Annotated in this window: 16 protein-coding genes; 8 read left to right on the top strand and 8 right to left on the bottom strand. The window is 48.8% G+C overall.

What is annotated here, in order from left to right; all coding sequences use genetic code 11:
• Positions 1–275: 275 nt before the first annotated feature.
• Complete coding sequence (locus tag ABZR88_RS20790) at positions 276–2,075, top strand: M61 family metallopeptidase (RefSeq protein WP_245917011.1); 1,800 nt, start codon at positions 276–278, stop codon at positions 2,073–2,075.
• A gap of 6 nt (positions 2,076–2,081) precedes the next feature.
• Complete coding sequence (locus ABZR88_RS20795) at positions 2,082–2,654, top strand: Crp/Fnr family transcriptional regulator (protein ID WP_107827876.1); 573 nt, start codon at positions 2,082–2,084, stop codon at positions 2,652–2,654.
• A gap of 209 nt (positions 2,655–2,863) precedes the next feature.
• Here the strand turns inward: ABZR88_RS20795 and ABZR88_RS20800 are convergent, their stop codons facing one another.
• Positions 2,864–5,437: a ligase-associated DNA damage response DEXH box helicase gene (locus ABZR88_RS20800; RefSeq protein WP_170113564.1), complete on the bottom strand. Its 2,574-nt coding sequence runs from the start codon at positions 5,435–5,437 to the stop codon at positions 2,864–2,866.
• A 60-nt stretch (positions 5,438–5,497) separates the two neighbouring features.
• Here ABZR88_RS20800 and ABZR88_RS20805 point away from each other — a divergent pair, with 60 nt between their 5' ends.
• The 3 genes from ABZR88_RS20805 (at position 5,498) to ABZR88_RS20815 (ending at position 7,394) form a co-directional block, all read left to right on the top strand.
• Positions 5,498–6,052 (top strand): hypothetical protein, encoded by a 555-nt coding sequence (locus tag ABZR88_RS20805; RefSeq protein WP_107827878.1) that lies wholly within the window; start codon positions 5,498–5,500, stop codon positions 6,050–6,052.
• 122 nt (positions 6,053–6,174) lie between these two features.
• On the top strand, positions 6,175–6,693 hold the full coding sequence (locus ABZR88_RS20810) for a hypothetical protein (protein ID WP_107827879.1): 519 nt from the start codon (positions 6,175–6,177) through the stop codon (positions 6,691–6,693).
• Between the two features lie 125 nt (positions 6,694–6,818).
• Positions 6,819–7,394 carry a hypothetical protein gene (locus ABZR88_RS20815; RefSeq protein WP_211309766.1) on the top strand — a complete coding sequence of 192 codons (576 nt, stop codon included), beginning with the start codon at positions 6,819–6,821 and terminating at the stop codon, positions 7,392–7,394.
• A 102-nt stretch (positions 7,395–7,496) separates the two neighbouring features.
• On the opposite strand, the gene ABZR88_RS20820 is transcribed toward ABZR88_RS20815, so the two are convergent.
• Together ABZR88_RS20820 and ABZR88_RS20825 are read right to left on the bottom strand one after the other, a co-directional pair.
• Positions 7,497–8,285, bottom strand: coding sequence for a GDSL-type esterase/lipase family protein (locus ABZR88_RS20820; RefSeq protein ID WP_107827880.1), 789 nt, complete (start codon positions 8,283–8,285; stop codon positions 7,497–7,499).
• 17 nt (positions 8,286–8,302) lie between these two features.
• Entirely contained in the window at positions 8,303–8,755 is a 453-nt protein-coding gene (locus ABZR88_RS20825) for a 3-oxoacyl-ACP synthase (protein ID WP_107827881.1), read from the bottom strand.
• 203 nt (positions 8,756–8,958) lie between these two features.
• Here ABZR88_RS20825 and ABZR88_RS20830 point away from each other — a divergent pair, with 203 nt between their 5' ends.
• Both ABZR88_RS20830 and ABZR88_RS20835 read left to right on the top strand, forming a co-directional pair.
• Entirely contained in the window at positions 8,959–10,821 is a 1,863-nt protein-coding gene (locus tag ABZR88_RS20830) for a M61 family metallopeptidase (RefSeq protein WP_107827882.1), read from the top strand.
• 1 nt (position 10,822) lies between these two features.
• On the top strand, positions 10,823–12,124 hold the full coding sequence (locus ABZR88_RS20835; RefSeq protein ID WP_107827883.1) for a M20/M25/M40 family metallo-hydrolase: 1,302 nt from the start codon (positions 10,823–10,825) through the stop codon (positions 12,122–12,124).
• Positions 12,125–12,284: 160 nt separating this feature from the next.
• On the opposite strand, the gene ABZR88_RS20840 is transcribed toward ABZR88_RS20835, so the two are convergent.
• Positions 12,285–12,596 carry a hypothetical protein gene (locus ABZR88_RS20840; RefSeq protein ID WP_107827884.1) on the bottom strand — a complete coding sequence of 104 codons (312 nt, stop codon included), beginning with the start codon at positions 12,594–12,596 and terminating at the stop codon, positions 12,285–12,287.
• Between the two features lie 49 nt (positions 12,597–12,645).
• Positions 12,646–13,968, bottom strand: a complete 1,323-nt coding sequence (locus ABZR88_RS20845; RefSeq protein ID WP_107827885.1) for an APC family permease — start codon at positions 13,966–13,968, stop codon at positions 12,646–12,648.
• Between the two features lie 333 nt (positions 13,969–14,301).
• Here ABZR88_RS20845 and ABZR88_RS20850 point away from each other — a divergent pair, with 333 nt between their 5' ends.
• Positions 14,302–15,042, top strand: a complete 741-nt coding sequence (locus tag ABZR88_RS20850; protein ID WP_107827886.1) for a class I SAM-dependent methyltransferase — start codon at positions 14,302–14,304, stop codon at positions 15,040–15,042.
• A gap of 205 nt (positions 15,043–15,247) precedes the next feature.
• Here the strand turns inward: ABZR88_RS20850 and ABZR88_RS20855 are convergent, their stop codons facing one another.
• The 3 genes from ABZR88_RS20855 to recQ form a co-directional block, all read right to left on the bottom strand.
• Positions 15,248–15,568, bottom strand: coding sequence for a hypothetical protein (locus ABZR88_RS20855; RefSeq protein ID WP_107827887.1), 321 nt, complete (start codon positions 15,566–15,568; stop codon positions 15,248–15,250).
• A gap of 4 nt (positions 15,569–15,572) precedes the next feature.
• On the bottom strand, positions 15,573–16,295 hold the full coding sequence (locus ABZR88_RS20860) for a pirin family protein (RefSeq protein ID WP_107827888.1): 723 nt from the start codon (positions 16,293–16,295) through the stop codon (positions 15,573–15,575).
• A 391-nt stretch (positions 16,296–16,686) separates the two neighbouring features.
• A complete protein-coding gene (gene recQ, locus ABZR88_RS20865) occupies positions 16,687–18,852 on the bottom strand; it encodes a DNA helicase RecQ (protein ID WP_107827889.1) in 2,166 nt (721 codons plus the stop codon).
• Between the last annotated feature and the right edge of the window lie 54 nt (positions 18,853–18,906).

The following is an 18,906-nucleotide window of genomic DNA, read 5'->3' on the forward strand; positions in this document are numbered from 1 at the left end:
TATGGCGATAATTATTTTAAGATGAGTGTATAACTGGATGTAAGGGAAGAATAAACCCCATGTCATTTCGACCGAGCTTGCAGAGGGGCGTGTGTTAGCGTGAGGAGAAATCTTAGACGATTACTATGCTAACGTGCTGGTTTGTCGTTCGTCTAAGATTTCTCGTCGCCCCTAAAGTTCATTCCCTCCCTTCGCTCGCTCGAAATGACAAGCGGGTTGTTTGGCCGCCCGCTCCCCTTCTTTTGCACTACCATACTAATTTCTATCTTGCAAGCATGAAAAATCGCTGGTTAATAGCGGCTATTTTGTTTTTTACTATGCTTACTACAACAACGCAGGCAGCAGACAGGCTGCAAATACATTATACGCTCAGTTTCCCTGAGGCGCAGGCGCATTATACCGATGTAGAAATGGATATTGCGGGCATTACCGGCCCTGCTATCGACCTGAAAATGGCCGTTTGGACGCCGGGCTCCTACCTGGTGCGCGAGTTTGCCCGCAACATTGAATCGGTTAGTGCCGAAGTGAACGGCCAGCCGTTGCGCATTGCCAAGATCAATAAAAACACCTGGCATGTAGAGCTGAACGGCGCTACTACGGTGAAAGTGCGGTACCGTATCTACTGTTTTGAGATCTCGGTACGTACGCCGTTTGTAGATACCCGCCACGGGTTCATCTCATCGGCCGCTGTTTTTATATATCCGGCCGGAGGATTGGATCAGCCTGCAACCATCAGCATAAAACCGTATGCGGGGTGGACAACGGTTTCTACCAGTTTAGATATGGTGGGCGATGATCAGTTTACACTCGCCTCGCCAAATTACGATATCCTGTTTGACTCGCCCATTGAAGTGGGGACGCAGGATGTTACGCATTTTAACGTAGATGGTGTAAAATATGAACTGGCCATGTGTCTGGGCGGTAATTATGATAAACCGCGACTGGTAAAGGACCTGACCAAAATGGTGCAGGAAGAAACAGCCATTTTTGGCGAAAACCCTAACCACCGCTATGTGTTCATCGTTCATAACTATAATAAAAGCGGCGGCGGTCTGGAGCATTTGAGCAGTACCGTTTTAGGTGCAACGCGTAATGGTTATACCGATGAAGCCACTTATGAGCGTTTCCTGAGCCTATGCGCACACGAGCACTTTCACTTGTGGAACGTGAAACGACTGCGCCCCTTTGTGCTGGGCCCGTTTAATTACGAGCAGGAAAACTATACTACCGATTTGTGGATTGCCGAGGGTTTTACCAATTACTACGATAACCTGGTAGTGCACCGTATGGCGCTTTATACGCAGCAGAATTACCTGGGACAGATTGGCGGCGATATCAACAATATAGAAAACGCGCCCGGTAACCTGGTACAGCCAGTTGCTGATGCCAGCTTTGATGCCTGGATAAAATACTATCGCCCGAATGAGAACTCGCCTAATGCAACGGTGTCCTACTACGCCAAAGGGTCTGTAGCTGCTATGATGCTGGATCTTGAAATTATTCACGATAGCCAGGGCCAGTACTCGCTGGATGATGTGATGAGCTATACCTACAATGAGTTTTACAAAAAGCAGCAACGCGGTTATACCGATGCGGAGTTTAAACAGGCGCTGGAAAAATTTGCGGGCAAAAACCTGGATGAGTTTTACAGCAGATACATTTATGGCACAGCTGCCATAGATTATGACCGATACCTGGGCTACGCCGGCTTTAAGCTGGTTGATGAACTGGCCGAAAGTAATACCCCTGCGCTGGGCATCAGCATCACAGCGGTGAATGCCCGTCCGGTAATTTCATCTGTGCAACGTGGCAGTGCCGCATGGGTTGACGGTTTGAATGTGAATGATGAAATAGTGGCCATAGATGGCGAAACATTTACAGAACTGAGCGCTATGCTGGCTTACAAAACGGTGGGGCAGCAGGTGAAAGTAACCGTTATTCGAGACGGGCAGCACATTGTATTGCCGGTAACATTAAAACGCAATGCCACCAGGCGTTACCGTATTTTGAGTATAGAAACCCCTACCGCGCAGCAGATGGCCGTGCGTAATGTTTGGCTAAAACAAAGCAATTAAGCCCCCATGTCGTTCCAGTTGATATTAGATAACGTTAGCAAGCACATTCAGTTGACGGATGAGGAAAAGGAGCACTTTACTTCATTGCTAAAACCGTTTAAGCTGAAGCGTAAACAGTTTTTAATGCATGATGGCGATGTGTGCAAGCAATCGGCCTTTGTAACTTCGGGCTGTTTGCGCAGCTATAATGTGGACAAGAACGGCCTGGAGCATGTCATCGCCTTCGCCCCGGCTGATTGGTGGATGGCTGATATGTACAGCCTCATTAGCGGCAGGCCGGGTACGCTTAATATTGAGGCCATGGAAGAAACCGAAATGCTGATGCTGAGCAAGGCAGATCAATTACAACTTTACCAGGATCTGCCCAAGTTTGAGCGCTTCTTCCGCATTCTGGCCGAGAACTCGTTGGTGGCCCATCAACAACGTCTGATAGACCGTTTGAGCCTGACGGGACAGGAGCGTTACGATAAATTTTGCCAGCGCTACCCAACGTTGATCCACCACATCCCGCAAAAGCAGGTGGCGGCTTATATAGGCGTTAGTCCCGAGTTTTTGAGCAGGATGAGGGCGAAGCGGTAGTTGTTCGGTCCATAGAGCATAGTAATTAGTTAGCAAGCAAAGAGCGAGGGCTGTCATCCTGAGCCTGTCGAAGGGCGTGTGGTGGGTAATCGCACGATAAAAGGCCACCGCGCGTGTTTCGACAAGCTCAACATGACACCCTTTTCCTGAATTCCCAACACCAGTGGCGTCTTCGCGAGTGACGACTATCTGGCGGCCTCTGGCCGCTGTCAGAGGCCCTTTTTCCGCGACGTCCTTGCCGAAAATTTTTTCTTTTCACCTTCAGGACGCTCTTTGGTTTTTACCCCTTCGGCACCATATTGGCGGGCCATTTTTGCTACGCGCTCCTCCATTGTTTCGGTGGTCAGCTTTTCGCGACCGAGGCTATCGACCATAATGGGGAACGCAAATGGCGTTGGGCGTTCAATTTCTTTTAGGATGATGCTTTGCTGGCTGATGCGTTGTAGGGCCGCCCGCAGACGAAATTCTTCTAGTTGAAAAGCCAGGGCCTCGTTATAGGCCTGGCGTACCAGCAGATTATCGGGCTCATATTCGCTAAAGACCTCGAAGAGCAAGGAGGTTGATGCCTGCAGGTGCTTGTTGCGAATGGTTTGACCGGGATAACCGGTAAATACCAGTCCGCCGATGTGGGCGATGTCTCTGAATTTGCGACGCGCCATCTCGTTAGCGTTGAGGCTGTGCTGAATATCATCTATCAAGTTATGGATACTAAACAGGTCGTCTGTTTCTAACGCTTCGCGGATAGGGATTTCTTCGTCGGTCAGCAATTCAAAACCATAATCATTCATGGCGATGGAGTAGCTGGCGCTTTTGAGTTTAGAGATACGATAGGCCAGCAGCGATGCCATCCCCTCGTGCACCAACCGGCCCTCAAAAGGATAGAATAGCAGGTGATGCCCATCCTCAGAATGAAAAGACTCGATCAAAAACTCGTTGCTTTGTGGTAGGTGCGATAACTGCTCCTGCAACTTAAACAGCGGACGTAGCGCTATTACTTCCTCATCCTCCTCTACCCCGTGCGATACCTCATCCAACTTATCTCTAAATACTGCCGAGAGTTGCGACGATAACGGCATCCTGCCCCCTGCCCAGCTGGGAATGATGCCCTTAGTTTTGTTGGATTTGCGCACATAGGCCGTCATTTCCTTCACTTTTACAAACTCCAGGCTGCGGCCGGCAAACCAAAACACATTACCGGGTTTCAGTTTGGAGATAAAGCTTTCCTCTATAGTTCCCAACCCGCCGCCGCTCAGCCAGGCCACGCGCAAGCTCAGCTCGCTGGTAATGGTGCCGATGCTCAACCGATGCCGCATAGCCACCCGGCGGCTGTTTACTTTGTACAGCCCGTTCTCCACCTCAACTTTTAAAAACTCGTCATACTGAGCCAGCGTTTTGCCGCCATTGGTAATAAAATCCAGCAGCTGGTTAAATTCATCACGCCGCAAATCGGCAAAGGCAAAAGTGCTTTTTACCTCGTTATATAATTCATCGGCCCGAAATCCGTCTGATACGGCCAGTGTTACCATATACTGGATCAGCACATCCATGGCGAGCAGAATTGGGTCTCGGCTTTCAAAAATGCCTTGCCTGATGGCCTGTTTCAACGCGGCACCCTCCAGTAGTTCCAGCGAGTGGGTGGGCACATAATAGGCCAATGATGTTGCCCCGGGGTGGTGACCGCTTCGCCCGGCGCGCTGCATAAAACGGGCCACCCCTTTGGGGCTGCCCACTTGCACAATGGTATCCACCGGTCGAAAATCCACCCCAAGGTCAAGGCTCGATGTGCATACCACCACTTTCAACGCCTCGGCATGGAGGGCTTGTTCTACCCAATTGCGCAGCTCATTATCCAACGAGCCATGATGCATGGCCATCACGCCCGCATACTCAGGGTAATTATCCAGAATAGCATGATACCAGATCTCCGATTGCGAGCGGGTATTGCAAAAGATCAGCGTGGTTTTGCTTTTGGCCACAATCTCCATCACCCGGGGCAGCAGCTTGATGCCAATATGTCCTGACCATGAGTAGCTTTCCACATCATCCGGTATCACCGATTTGATGACCAGCTTTTTATCAATATGCGCACGGATAAGTTTGATGCGTTGCGCCGGGAAGTTGTTGCCCAGCAGTACTTCTGCCGCTTGCTCCAGGTTGCCGATGGTTGCGCTGATGCCCCAGATGCTTACCCCGCCGTTAACCCCGTTCGTTCCCTCTCCTTCGGAGAGGGCTAGGGAGAGGTGTCTCAGCCTCGATAACCCTAACTCAACCTGCACACCACGCTTAGTGCCCAGCAGCTCGTGCCATTCATCTATCACCACCACCTCCAGGTTTTGAAACAATTTGGGATATTCTTTCTGAGCCAGCATCAGGTGCAGACTTTCTGGGGTGGTGAGCAGCACTTCAGGCAGCTTTTTTTTGATGGATGCTTTTTCGGCAGCAGAGGTATCGCCGGTTCGGGTGGCTACCGTCCACGGCAGGCCCAGTTCGGCGCAGGCTTCCTGCATGGCTTTGCGGATATCGTTGGTCAACGCCCGCAGCGGGGTGATCCACAGCATGAGCAGTCCGTTGTTGCTGCGCGTCAGGTAATCATTGGGGTGGCGGTTAATGTAGCCAGCCAAAAAAGGCATAAATAGCGCAAATGTTTTGCCGCTGCCCGTAGGTGCATTAAGCAAACCGGAGTTACCGCCCAAATAGGCTTCCTCCATTTCTTGCTGAAACGGAAACTGGTGCCAGCCCCTGCGCTGATACCATTCTTGTATTACCTGTTGTCCGGGAGTCATTATCATCCAAACTAACAAAATAAGCTGGTTTTGGTTATATACCAATCAAACCCGAAAATTATGATCAAGAATACATTAATTCTAATGCTGATCGGGCTATCAGCATTTGGACAAACGCCTAAAAAACGGCAGGGCGTTATATCAGACACAACTACTTACATCATCAGTAAAGAAACTAACTCCTACAAACATATAGAGCCGGGTAAGGCCATTGGCCATATTGTTTTGTTTAGCGATGCCGGCAAATCAACCGCTGAATGGGGCGAACCTGACCGTAAGATAACAAGCGGCGATATATCGGTATCAACCTGGTATGATGAGCACGATAGTACCGGGCACTCGTTGACTATCTACGCCGGTCAGTTAACTTCAAAGCGGCATACGGTGGATAATGTGGTGAAGCAAATTCGCATCACCTCACCCAAATATAAAACCATTAATGATGTGCGCACGGGTATGACTTTGGCTGAAATAAAAACCATCTATAAACTTGTGCCGCACCAATGGGCTGGGAGAAAAGTATATGATGATGTACGTGCCGGTATTGCTTTTGAATTTGACGGGCAGAACAAATGCACAGCTATCATAGTGCACGCGCCGAATGCGTTGTTTTAGGGCACCTTTGTTAACGTTTGGTTATAATTTGAATCAATTGTAACCAAGACGATACAAAACAATATTAAACTTTTGCTGTCTATTTGCTGTCCTAATACCAAACAATAAAAAAACGTACAACTATGAAAAAGATCATCTTTGGAGTTGCTTTAGTATTAAGCACCTTCACGTTCAAATTAGCCGATGCCCAGTTAAAGATCAATCTTAACTTAAACATAGGCAGCCAGCCAGAATGGGGCCCAACCGGCTATGATCATGCCGAGTATTACTATTTCCCTGATATTGATGCTTATTATTATGTGCCATCTCATCAGTATGTTTACTTTCAAAACAATGCCTGGGTGCGCACCACTGCACTGCCTGCCCGTTACGGCAACTTTGATGTGTACAACAGCTACAAAGTAGTGCTTAACCAGCCAGAGCCATGGAGAAACGCTGCCGCTAACCGCGCTAAATACGCCAGCTTTAAAGGTCGCCGTGGCCAGGCGGTAATTCGCGATAGCCGCGACAAGAAATACACCAACCACTGGCATGATAATGGCAACCATAACGGTTGGAACAAACAAGGTCGTGACGATCACGGTCGCCCGAACGGTCATGGTGACCATGACGATCATGATAATGGCCGCGGTCATCACTAAGAAACACAGATTTTTAGGTCGAAATATAGAAGCCCCGCCCATCCCGGCGGGGTTTTTTGTTAAAAAAATTTAAACCTTCGTGCCTAAAAATTGTCTTACTTCCACAATACCTATTTAACAAGACTATGAAAAGGTTATTCTTATTTTCTGCATTGCTTGGCGGCCTGATGTTTGCCAAGCCCGCTGCTGCCCAGGTACACATTGGTGTACACCTGAACATTGGCAGCCAACCCGAATGGGGCCCCGTTGGTTATGATTATGTAAACTATTATTATCTGCCAGACGTAGACGCCTATTATGATGTGCCTGCACATTGCTACGTATATGATGAAGGCGGTGTATGGGTGCATCGCGCCTATTTGCCTGGCCGTTACCGTAATTATGATGTTTATCGTGGTTACAAAGTGGTGGTAAACCGCCCTAACCCATGGTTAAGGAATGCTTATTACCGCAACGCTTATGGCGGTTACAGAGGCAGAGGCGGCCAGGTGATTATTCGCGATAGCCGCGACGATCGCTACCGCGAGCACTGGCACGGCGATAACGGCCGTCATAACGGCTGGGGTCATGGTGACGGTAATGATCAGGGACGCGGCCATGGAAATGGCCGGGGCCACGGTGAAGACCATGGTGGTGGAGAACACGGCCATGGTGAAGGTCATGGCAATGGCCACGGTGGTGGTCACGGGCATCATGACTAAATTGGTAGTCGTGACAGCTAAAGCAAAAAGAGCCGGGAGATATCTTCCGGCTCTTTTTGCTTTAGTCAAATACGTTATTGCGAGGAATGACGTTGTGGTTTATTACTGTAGTTTCTTATAAATCGCCTTTGCCCAGAAATCGCCTAAAATAACTGCGCCCTCCTTATTGGGGTGTAGAAAGAAAATGCCTTCGGCGCCGTTCTCATGCTGAAAGTTGGCTTCGGCATGTTTCCTGAAAAATCCATAAGCACGGGTATCACCCATAAATACACGACCGGGGATAGAGTCGCGGTAACTGCGCACCACCCGTTTAATGGCCGGGAAATAGGTTTGCAGGCGTTCCAGGCCTTCGGCATCATAGGTAGAGCGGTTGTGGGTGTTTTTACTATACCATATAGGCTGCTGAAAAATGATCTTACAACCCGGGAATTCTTCTAAAAGCTTATCGGCTATTTTGCGCAGGTTGGCACTGTAATCAACCACGGCTACCGGTGCGCCATTGGGCCCTTTCACGGCGCTGTCATTAGTGCCTAAAATAATAGAGAAAACAAGTTGAGCCTGTTTGTCGGCAAAGCTATTGGTGGCTTCTTCTACCTGTTGAAAACATTTTGGTCCGCCGGGTAAAAAATCAACCGTTGTGCGGCCGCTGACGCCCATGTTTCTAAAATCAATCTTGCCCATGCCCTTTTGTTTTTTCAGCCAGGCAACGGTCTCTACGGGCGGTGCTTCGGTGGCCGGGTCTTTCAACCCTGCACCATGGGTAATGCTGTTACCAATAAAAACGATGTTAAAGTTTTTAGGCACGTCTGTTCTTTTTTGCGCCTGCGCAGTACCCGTACCCAGGGCAAATGCTAGTGCCAGCCCGAGCGTGGCAGATAATTTTAAGTTCATAATGTTTGATGATTCGGTTAGATGACGTTTATAATTTGGTAGTGTTTGCCGTTCATATCAAAGCTGTCGCCTTTTTGCTTGCCCATTAGTTTTGTGCCGATGGGCGATGCCGGCGATACCGCAAAATAATCTTTCCCCTCAAACTTAATCACCCCTGCGCTGATAGACAAATAGAAGTTGCCCTTATCTGTACTGATTACGCTTCCGGCTTGAACCTTTTCGGCCTCGCCATTGGTGCTGATGCCTTGCAGCGCAACCAGCAATTTATTGGCCTCGTTCAGTTGGGCCATCGCTCGGTTTTTTTCCTGCTGCATCATCTCGCGGGCGGTCTCATACTTGTCTCCCGCACTGCTCTTGGTTTCCTGCTCGGCACCATCCTCTGCTGATTTGAGCGCTTGCCGCCCTGTTTCCATGCGCTGCTCCACAATGTCAAGACAAAGCCGGTGAAGGTTGGTTTTTAAATTAGACATGGGGGTGAAGATAGTAATTAGGTTTTGAAGTGAATCATGACGGAGTAATCAGGAGGCAGAAAGGATATACCTGTAGAGCCACATATTTGTGGCTCCTGGTGACAAGATTTTGCATGTTGGAGCCACAAATATGTGGCTCTGCGAACAGCCGTTCTAAAAATTTCGGTTCAAAATCCTACCTTGAGCCCTGCTAAACACCAGGTATGAAGAAATTGCTTTTAACCGCTGCTGCCATGCTCAGCGCGGCTACGCTTTTTGCGCAAAATGATATTTATTATTCTTTCTCTTTTCCGCATCCTGAGCATCATGAGGCAGAGGTTGGTTTGCGGATAGGTGGTCTTGAAAGTGGCCCTTTGCGCGTGCGTATGAGTAGATCTAGCGCGGGCCGTTATGCTACGCATGAGTTTGGTAAAAACATTTATAATGTAAAAGCTTTTAGCGAAGCGGGTACTCCTATCACTGTTAAGCAGATAGAAGGCGATGTGTATGAGATTGCCAATCATGGCGCCAGTGTGAAAATAACGTATACCCTGTTTGCCAACTGGACCGATGGCACCTATGCCAGCATAGATGCCAGCCACGCACACCTGAATATGCCTGCAGCTGTTTTATGGGCAGAGGGGATGGACGAGCGCCCCGTCCACTTTCTGTTTAAAGACCTGGATAAAAACGGATGGCATGTATCAACCCAGTTAAAAGCTGAGGGTAACGACGCTTTCTATGCCCCCAACTTTCAGTATATGATGGACAGCCCGGCCGAGCTTTCTGCCTCGAAAGAAAGTAGCTGGGAGGTAAGCAATCCCGATGGTAAGAAGCAAGGCATCCACCTGAGCATCCACTCCGACGACGGGCAGCCTGTGATTGATAATTTTGCCAAAATGGTGCAGAAAATGGTGCTGGAAGAACAAGCCGTTTTTGGCGAATTGCCAGCCTATGATTTTGGCAACTATACCTTCCTTGATGATGTGTATCCCGCTAACGATGGCGACGGCATGGAGCACAGAAACTCTACCTGCATTGTACACATGCTTGATAAGGTAGAAGGCAACGAGCTGAAAATGATGAGCACTTTCTCGCACGAGTATTTCCACAGTTGGAATGTGAAACGTATCAGGCCAAAATCATTAGAACCATTCAACTTTGAGCATGCCAATATGAGCAATGAGCTTTGGTTTGCCGAAGGTTTTACCCAATATTACGGCGGGCTGGTACTGGTACGCGCCGGTTTTCACACCTCGGAGGAGTACGGCCAAACATTGGCAGGCTTGCTCAATGCGGTGCTAAATCAGCCGGGGGCAGCCAAATACCCGGCAGTGCAGATGAGTCGTTATTCGGTTTTTGCTGATGCAGGTGTATCCATCGATCCCAACAACAATAATAATATCTTTACCAGCTATTATTACTACGGCGGCGCCATTGCCCTGGCGCTTGATCTGCGCCTGCGTGCCGATTATCATTTAACGCTGGATGATTATATGCGTAATGTATGGCTCACTATGGGCAAGGTAATGAAACCATATACCATCCCCGACTTGCAAAAAGTGCTGGCAACCACTACTAAAGACCCCAAGTTTGCGGCTGACTTTTTTAACAAATACGTTTACGGGATAGAAAAAAATGATTACACCGCTCTGTTGGCTAAAGCCGGCATGGTGGTGCGCAAAGCCAAACCAGGCAAGGGTTGGATTGGTAACATCGGCTCGGCAGTCAGTCGTAGCCGTTCGGGTCAGGTGTACACAGTGGAAACAGACGGCGTGACTATCCTCAATAGTACGGCTTTAAACTCGCCGCTGTATAAGGCTGGAATTGATGCCGGCGATTTGATTACCAGTGTCGATGGCTCATCAATTACCAGCTTTGTTAAGTTGGCCTTCTTGGCGGGAGCAAAAAAACCGGGTGATAAAATTTCAGTAACATTTAAAAATCGTACCGGCACGCATAATACCACTATTGAAGTGGTAGAGAACCCCGAGTTAGAAGTGGTGCCAATTGAAACCATCGGACAACAATTAACCGCAGAGCAGGCCGATTTTAGAAAAGCTTGGTTAACCAGCAAAGTGAAATAACATGAAAAAGGGATTGATGATAGCTAACGCACTGCTGGCTCTTAGCATATCGGCGCAGGCTCAAAATGTAAACAAACTAATCAAGGTTAAAGAGGTGCGTCAAACTATAGCTACCCTATCTGCGGATGACATGGAGGGCCGCGCGACCTTTAGCCGGGGGATTGATAAAGCAGCCACTTATATAGAAAACCGGTTTAAGGCCGCTGGTTTGCAACCCATGGCAGGGAATAGTTCTTTCAGGCAAAATATCCCTTCGATGATTAAAGTTACGCCGCGACAAATGCAGGTGAGTATAAACGGAGCTGTAGTACCTGCAGAGAATATCATTACGGCGAGCATCGGTTCGTTTGACTGGAATAGCCTCGATGGCATCCAGGTCATTAGAGAAACTGCAGGTAAGGATTTGCGGAAAGATTATCGTGGTTTAGTGAAAAACGGCAGGAAAACCTTGGTGCTAGTCGATCCCGCTTTTGCGGATGTGTTCAAGACCTATCGCGCCCAGGTAATGGGTGGTGCGGCTATCGATAAAAATCATGCACCACAACAGGTTGTTTTTGTATTAGGCAAGATTGATGAGTTGAAAAGCCTGACGGTGCATTACGAAGCAGATAACAAAGAAGTGCCGCTGTTTAACGTAGCGGGCATGATTCCGGGTAAAAGCAAGCCGGATGAGTATGTGGTTTTCTCTGGCCACTATGACCACCTGGGCATAGGCAAGGGCATGACACCAGATAGTATTTACAATGGCGCAGATGATGATGCCTCGGGCACTACTGCAGTGATTGAACTGGCTAAGTATTTTAAAAAGCAAAACAACAACGAGCGGACACTCATCTTTGTGGCTTTTACAGCCGAGGAGATTGGCGGCTTTGGTGCGCGCTATTTTACCAGCACCGTTAATCCGGATAAAGTAGTGGCTATGTTTAACATCGAGATGATTGGCAAGCCCTCAAAATTTGGCCGTAACTCGGCCTTTATTACCGGCTTTGAGCGATCTGATTTTGGCAGGATATTGCAGCGTAATCTGCAGGGAACGCAATTTAAATTCTATCCAGACCCATACCCCGAGCAAAATCTGTTTTACCGCAGCGATAACGCCACGCTGGCCATGCAGGGCGTACCAGCCCACACTATCAGCACGGATCAGATTGATGTAGACCATGACTATCACCAGGTAACAGATGAATTGAAAACCCTGGATGTGAAAAACATTACGCTGGCCATCCGTGCTATTGCGCTCAGCGCGCGTACAATTGTGTCGGGTAAAGATGCGCCTACCAGGGTAGCTAAGTTTGAGCGCTGATTAACGGCAGTTCATTCGTAGAGCCACATATTTGTGGCTCTTTTGGGTATGTGCTTTTGCATATCGATTTGCATAGGGGAGTCACAAATATGTGGCTCTACAAAAAGCGTGTGGGGTGTCATCCTGAGCGTCGTCGAAGGGTGGGCGAAGGCAAAGGGAGTTATTTTATTACAATAACTTTTCCTGTTTCTTTTTTAATGATTTTGAAGGTCATTTGTCCCTTGATTTTTATTAGCGAATCGCCTTGCTGTATCTGATGGTTTATAAGCCAATCATTATCACCCAAACAATACTCCCGGCCCCGTATTTTAACAGTAGGGGTTCCTTTAACATCATATTCTACCGTATCTACATTCCCGTTAAAGCCGTAGTTCTTAACAATAATGGTGCCCCTAATGTAAAGTATGCCCATTAACACGAGAAATGCCGGGAATGTTATTGCCATAAATCTGAAGGTTTGTTTTTCGTTCATTATTATAGAGATGCCGATCTGATTAAGTGTAGCTATTTTAAATGTTTCCTCACGCCCGTAAATGCGGCTTCCGCCATAGCACAATGCGCCAAACTACCTCGGCGCTCAGCAGGCAGCCAATGGCAAATAATGCCGGTTTAAGTGCATTGCCCTGTGCTATCATCACGCCGGAAAGCGCAATGCTGTAAACGCCCACCGGCAAGATAAGTAACGCGCACAGCCACGTTGTGGACAACGGAACGCGGAACGGCCGTGGACGACTTGGTTCCCGGATGCGCATTTTTATCAAGGTGATATATTCCAGGAACAGACCGGCGCCGTAGATGGTTACATCGATGATCACCAGATCGCCAAAATCCCAGAAAGTCATTAGGCTGATAACAACGGAGCAAACGATGATTGATACATACGGGGTGCCGAAACGCGGGTGCAGGGCATGTAATCTTGCTGGCATCAGCTCATCATCGGCCATAACTTTTGGCAGGCGCGATACGGCCAGTAAATTGGCCGCATACAACCCAATGGCACTGGCCATGCCGCCAATAGAAAGCACAATGCCCAACCACCGGCCAGCCACCAGTTCGCCCAGTGCAGGCATACCCTTTTCTGCAAACTCTTTATACCCGATATGCGATAGCTGAGCCGTAATAATCACACCGACGTATACCACCATCATCAGCAAAAATGCCATAAAAACCGAGCGCAGGTAAGCTCGCTCAGGGCGTTCCACCTCATCAGCATAAGTGGTTACATTGTCCCACCCGAAGCAATTCCACATCACAATATAAATAGCCGAGCCCAGCGAAGGATACGGTAGGCCTTTTAATGACGGCGCAGGTAGCGCAAAACTACCCGTATGTCGCTGCGCAAAAATGACGAATAGCAGGATGAACGGAGCTATCACAATAATGCTCAGCAACTGCGCCACTTTACCTACAGGCACAATGCCCAAAATATTAATCCCGGCCGATCCCCAGATGATGAGCAGGCACATCGCCACCTTCCATACGCCTTCAATGGGTACAAAATAGCTGGCGTACATTACAAACAGCACGGGATAAATGGCCAGGTCGGCAAAGGTATAGAGCCAGGTCCACCAGCCCTCAAATAATCCCCACCTCATGCCTAGGGCATGCTTCACCCATTGATAATAGCCGCCGGTAACGGGCATCATGCTGTTTAGTTCCAGCACCATAAACATGGCGGGGATATCCCATAGCAGGGGCGTAACCAATAGTAACAACAGTGCCGCGTGCTCATGCGCATAGCCTAGCAATGCTTCCAACCCAAACGGCCCGCCAGATACGGTGAAAAAGATAACGGTAACTAATTGTAACGTGCGCAGCTTGCGCGGCTTGGGTTGAGCAGGCATGGGGCTAAGTTAGTGATTAGAGATTAGTTATCGGAGGAGAGGGCGGGATGCTTTAAAATATCGGCGTTGTTAAAATGAATGTGGGCGGGATGTCATCCTGAGCTTTGTCGAAGGGTGCGCGATGGCCTATTAGATAGGTTGTGTTATGCTGAGCCCGTCGAAACATGGCGGGTGGGCCTCTCCGCGCGAGTCTTCGACAGGCTCAGACTGACAGCCCTCTCGTTTGTCATTGCACTTTAATAGTCCTGCCGCCGGGATTCTATTACTCAGCAATGGCATGGTCAACAACAAGGCATGGCCGCTTCAAAAGATAATCGCTACATTTAGCCATCTATGCAAAACTCCGATATCTCTGCCTCCGCACAAAAAGCCCGTTACGGCGTAGATGCGCCGGGCGTAATCCGCAATCTGTTCTTATCGGGAGTAGGGTTATTTCTCATTATTATTTTTTTTCCGGTTATCCGTATTGGCAATGTACAGATCCTTACCCCCGGACTGGTATGGATGGCCTCGTTTCTGGTAATTGGCGGTTTGCTGATGCTGTTTTACTCGCTTAAAGGAAAATTTATCCATCGCGACCGTATGCTCGGTCTGCACCAATGGCAAGGCGATGAGCAGGTGCTGGATGTAGGCACAGGCAAAGGTTTATTAATGATTGGCGCCGCTAAACATTTAACCACGGGTAAGTCTATCGGTATTGATATCTGGAACACGGAAGACCTGAGCGGCAACAACTATGAAAATGCCAATAACAATGCCGCTGTAGAAGGCGTGGCCGATCGTGTGCAGATTCTCAACGAAAATGCCATGGAGATGAGCTTTGACGATAACAATTTTGATGTGATTGTTACCAACCAGGTTATCCACAACATTTACAATAAGGCCGGCAGGCAACGGGCTTGTGAAGAAATTGCGCGGGTATTGAAGCCAGGCGGCAAAGCCATTATATCAGACTGGAAACATATGAACGAGTATCTAGAACATTTTAACGGTCTGGGACTAAGAACAAAAATGCTGACTGCTAATTATTTGACCACCTACCCTCCGTTGAAAATTTTGGTGGTGAAGAAGTGAGTTTGGTTTTTTCGCCTTCTCCGCAGTCGCCCGGCTCCAGCCGAGTGACGACTATCTCGCGGCCTCTGGCCGTAATAATCATTTAAACAAAAAGCGCAACCTGGCATTTGGAAGCAGGTTGCGCTTTTAGTGCGAGTCGAATCCCGGATGTTAAACTTTTAATGAATTATGACTGCTACGGCGGCCAGAGGCCGCGAGATAGTCGTCACTCGCGAAGACGCGAGCGACTGCTCAGTCCCTGATAAATTTCAGCACTCAGCAACCCGCTGCCGCCCCCATAATGTTTCACTATCGGTATTCCCTTGCGGATGTGCTGCAGGGCAAGTATCAGCTCCTTCTCTTCCGTCTCATCAAATCCACTGCCCAGCAGCACCAGTCCGTAGGGTTTGTTTTTCAGATCTTCCAGCGCATCAGCAGGCTCGGCAAAACCGGTGGCTGTCCACTCAGGATTATTGTTAATAAGCCTGATGATGGTGGCCCGGATCTCCGGGTGCCGGCAAAAAACCAGTATTGCTGTTTGCGCCATGGCCTTAGTATTTAAATTCCATTGGTACTTCCATCAGCAGAAACTCTGCGTCACTTTCGGCAGTGATGGTAAACTCGCCGGTGTTCCAGATGCCGAAGCCGTCGCGGGTGTTCACCACCTGGTCGTTCACTTTTACATCGCCTTTCAGTACGAAAACGTAAACGCCATCGCCTTCAGCTTTCATCTGGTAAGTGGTGCTTACGCCTTTATCAAACTCGCCCAGGTGAAACCAGGCTTGCTGGTAAACCCACACACCGGCATCATCGGGGTTGGGCGACAATACCTGTTGCAGTTTGTTATGACGATCGGCCGGATCCAATGTTACCTGGTCATACCTTGGTTCCACATTGCGCTGATTAGGGAATACCCAGATCTGCAGAAATTTTACCGCTTCGTTAGCATCTTTATTATACTCGCTGTGGTAAATGCCGGTGCCGGCGCTCATCACCTGTATATCGCCATTGCGGATAACGGCGGTATTGCCCATGCTGTCTTTGTGCTCTAAATCGCCGCTGAGCGGGATAGAGATAATCTCCATGTTATCATGCGGGTGTTTACCAAAGCCGCCGCCACCCAATACGGTATCGTCATTCAGAACGCGCAGTGCGCCAAAGTGAATCCTTTCAGGATTGTAATAGTTTGCGAAGCTGAATGATTGGTGACTTTGCAGCCAGCCATGGTTTGCAAAACCACGAGTGTCGGCTTTATGTAATACGGTGTTTGCCATGATTGATTGTTTTACTCCTTATTGTTTTTGTTGATACAAATTTACCGCAAGGCGGAAGGGTAAAACGATGATGTAGGTCAAGAATTTTGGGAGCAAAGAATAGAGATTGGTTAATTAGAGATTAGTAAGAGGTTGGAGAGGATGAGCCTTGGCCGGGCGGGGAGAGGTCGGATAGTCGTCACTCGCGTAGACGCCATATGTGTTGGGAACAGCTAAAATCCCCTCTTGAGAGGGGGCGCGTTGACTGTGCGGTTGCAGGGGTGTGTCATTTGCACATATAAAGGACACACCCCTCCACCCCTCTCAAGAGGGGAATCGCACAATCCGAACACATGTGGCGTCTACGCAAGCGACCACGAATGGAATAAACCGAACAAGTATCCTAAAAATCCTACGAATCCTGGTTCATCTCCCGCTTCATCCAGCTAATTACCGCCCTAATCTCCAGATAACTGTAATCATCACCCAAAACTTCCTTTAATGGTGATAGGTATTCACTGCCATAACTCTCCACCGCATCGGCAATAACCGGGAGTTTTTGGGCCGATACAAAGGTGCTGATATCCAGTTCGCCGGTGGTAATAAAGGCACAAAGGTGGTTTTGAACAGTTTGGGGCGATAGATCGCGCTGTTTGGCTATCTCCTCAAAGCTTTTGCCCGATTTGTAGAGGTTGAAACTTTCCTGTTGCGTGTTGCTGGCGCCGGTTGTTTTTGGTTTAGGCTTACGTTCGCGCGCTCGTTTCGTAGTGCGCTCGGCAATTTTTGATGTCAATCCGTTTGCCTGGCAATATGGGATAATGATGTTGAGAAATGCCTCGCCATAACGTTGCAATTTCAGTTCGCCAAAGCCTGATATCTGGCGTAATTCTGGTAAAGACTGCGGCAGGTACGTGGCCAGCTCCATCAGCGTGGCGTCTGAAAGCACGATGTAGGCCGGTACGTTTTCCCGCTCGGCCAGGTCGCGGCGCTGGTTTTTGAGCTGATTGAATAACGGGGCCTCGTGCGGTGGAGTTTCGGGTTGATGCGTTTCTTCGGTGCTTTGTGACAGGGTGAGTTCGATTTTTTCCAACCCTTTCAGCACCGCATCGCTACGCTCAGTCAATTGCAGTACCGGGTAGGCATCCTGACTGGTTTGCAGGTAGCCCAGTTGGATCAGTTCGCGCAGGTGACGTTGCCAGTCGGCTTTGCTGATATCGGCCCCTGCTCCATATGTTTTTAACTGTTTATGTTCTTCCCGAAGTTTGGCGCTGTTTGAGCCACGCAGCAGATCGATTACATAACCCATGCCGAAACGCTCTTTCAGGCGGGCCACAGCCGAGAGGGCTTTCTGGGCAATCACCGTGCCGTCAAACTTTTCAAACTCGCTCAGGCAAACATCACATGAGCCGCAATGACCGGGGAAATCTTCATTAAAATATTTAAGCAGATACTGTCGGCGGCAACTTTGTAACTGGCAATACTGCACCATGTCGTCCAGCTTGCGCAACATAATACGGGTTTGCTCGGGGTTATCTTCCACCTGTGCAAAGCGCTGCAGCTTAAATGCATCACCCGCCGAGAAAAACAGCAGGGCCTCAGACGGCAGTCCATCGCGCCCGGCACGACCGGTTTCCTGGTAATAACCCTCAATATTCCTAGGCAGATCCATGTGCACCACATAGCGCACGTTTGATTTATTGATGCCCATGCCAAAGGCAATGGTCGCTACCATAATGCGCACCTCATCGCGCAGGAAAGCTTCCTGGTTGCGGGCTTTTACATCATTACTGAGTCCGGCATGATAAGCCTCGGCAGAAAAACCTTCTCGTTGTAGTTGTGCGGCCAGGTCTTCGGTAGACTGGCGAGACAAGCAATATATAATGCCCGAATCTTCTTTGTGCTTATCCAGAAAATCCAGCAATTGGCCGGTACTGTTCTTTTTGGGTGCGACAGTGTAATTGATATTAGCGCGGTTGAACGACGATACAAACTGAGCCGGGTTATGCAGGTTCAGTTTCTCCAAAATGTCTTTTCGGGTCAGCTGATCTGCTGTTGCCGTTAATGCGATGACCGGGATATTCGGAAACTCTGTTTTCAGTCCGGCCAGCATCAAATATTCCGGACGAAAATCATGCCCCCAGTGCGAGATACAGTGCGCCTCGTCAATAGCAATGAGCGATACGCTGAGCGATTTCAAAAAATCCGTTAACCGGCTTTCAGATTTAAACAGTCGTTCCGGAGCCAGGTAAAGTAGTTTGATTTCGCCGCTGCGCAGTCGCTGGATAATATCGCTTTGCTCTGCACTGCTCTGAGTGGAGTTGAGGTAAGCAGCCGGGATGCCGGTAACATTCAGTGCATCTACCTGGTCCTTCATCAGCGCGATGAGTGGGGAAATAACAATGGTCAATCCGCCCAGCAGAACAGCAGGTAACTGGTAACAAATAGATTTGCCCCCACCGGTTGGCATCAACACCATGGCATCACCTTTATTGAGCAATTGCTGTACAATAGCCTCCTGCTGATGGCGGAAACTGCTGTAACCAAAGTATTTCTGTAAGGCCTGGGCCGGGGTGGTCATGTGGGTAAATATACTAATATTTTTGGCAAATGCGGGCGGCTCGATTCAGAATTA

Origin of the sequence: Mucilaginibacter yixingensis, assembly GCF_041080815.1 — a bacterium.
Classification (GTDB): domain Bacteria; phylum Bacteroidota; class Bacteroidia; order Sphingobacteriales; family Sphingobacteriaceae; genus Mucilaginibacter; species Mucilaginibacter yixingensis.

What these genes read in the sequence shown, in the direction of transcription:
- ABZR88_RS20790 (WP_245917011.1), top strand. Translation starts at nt 276, where the DNA reads ATGAAAAATCGCTGGTTAATAGCGGCTATTTTGTTTTTTACTATGCTT.
- ABZR88_RS20795 (WP_107827876.1), top strand. Translation starts at nt 2,082, where the DNA reads ATGTCGTTCCAGTTGATATTAGATAACGTTAGCAAGCACATTCAGTTG.
- ABZR88_RS20800 (WP_170113564.1), bottom strand. Translation starts at nt 5,437, where the DNA reads ATGACTCCCGGACAACAGGTAATACAAGAATGGTATCAGCGCAGGGGC.
- ABZR88_RS20805 (WP_107827878.1), top strand. Translation starts at nt 5,498, where the DNA reads ATGATCAAGAATACATTAATTCTAATGCTGATCGGGCTATCAGCATTT.
- ABZR88_RS20810 (WP_107827879.1), top strand. Translation starts at nt 6,175, where the DNA reads ATGAAAAAGATCATCTTTGGAGTTGCTTTAGTATTAAGCACCTTCACG.
- ABZR88_RS20815 (WP_211309766.1), top strand. Translation starts at nt 6,819, where the DNA reads ATGAAAAGGTTATTCTTATTTTCTGCATTGCTTGGCGGCCTGATGTTT.
- ABZR88_RS20820 (WP_107827880.1), bottom strand. Translation starts at nt 8,285, where the DNA reads ATGAACTTAAAATTATCTGCCACGCTCGGGCTGGCACTAGCATTTGCC.
- ABZR88_RS20825 (WP_107827881.1), bottom strand. Translation starts at nt 8,755, where the DNA reads ATGTCTAATTTAAAAACCAACCTTCACCGGCTTTGTCTTGACATTGTG.
- ABZR88_RS20830 (WP_107827882.1), top strand. Translation starts at nt 8,959, where the DNA reads ATGAAGAAATTGCTTTTAACCGCTGCTGCCATGCTCAGCGCGGCTACG.
- ABZR88_RS20835 (WP_107827883.1), top strand. Translation starts at nt 10,823, where the DNA reads ATGAAAAAGGGATTGATGATAGCTAACGCACTGCTGGCTCTTAGCATA.
- ABZR88_RS20840 (WP_107827884.1), bottom strand. Translation starts at nt 12,596, where the DNA reads ATGAACGAAAAACAAACCTTCAGATTTATGGCAATAACATTCCCGGCA.
- ABZR88_RS20845 (WP_107827885.1), bottom strand. Translation starts at nt 13,968, where the DNA reads ATGCCTGCTCAACCCAAGCCGCGCAAGCTGCGCACGTTACAATTAGTT.
- ABZR88_RS20850 (WP_107827886.1), top strand. Translation starts at nt 14,302, where the DNA reads ATGCAAAACTCCGATATCTCTGCCTCCGCACAAAAAGCCCGTTACGGC.
- ABZR88_RS20855 (WP_107827887.1), bottom strand. Translation starts at nt 15,568, where the DNA reads ATGGCGCAAACAGCAATACTGGTTTTTTGCCGGCACCCGGAGATCCGG.
- ABZR88_RS20860 (WP_107827888.1), bottom strand. Translation starts at nt 16,295, where the DNA reads ATGGCAAACACCGTATTACATAAAGCCGACACTCGTGGTTTTGCAAAC.
- recQ (WP_107827889.1), bottom strand. Translation starts at nt 18,852, where the DNA reads ATGACCACCCCGGCCCAGGCCTTACAGAAATACTTTGGTTACAGCAGT.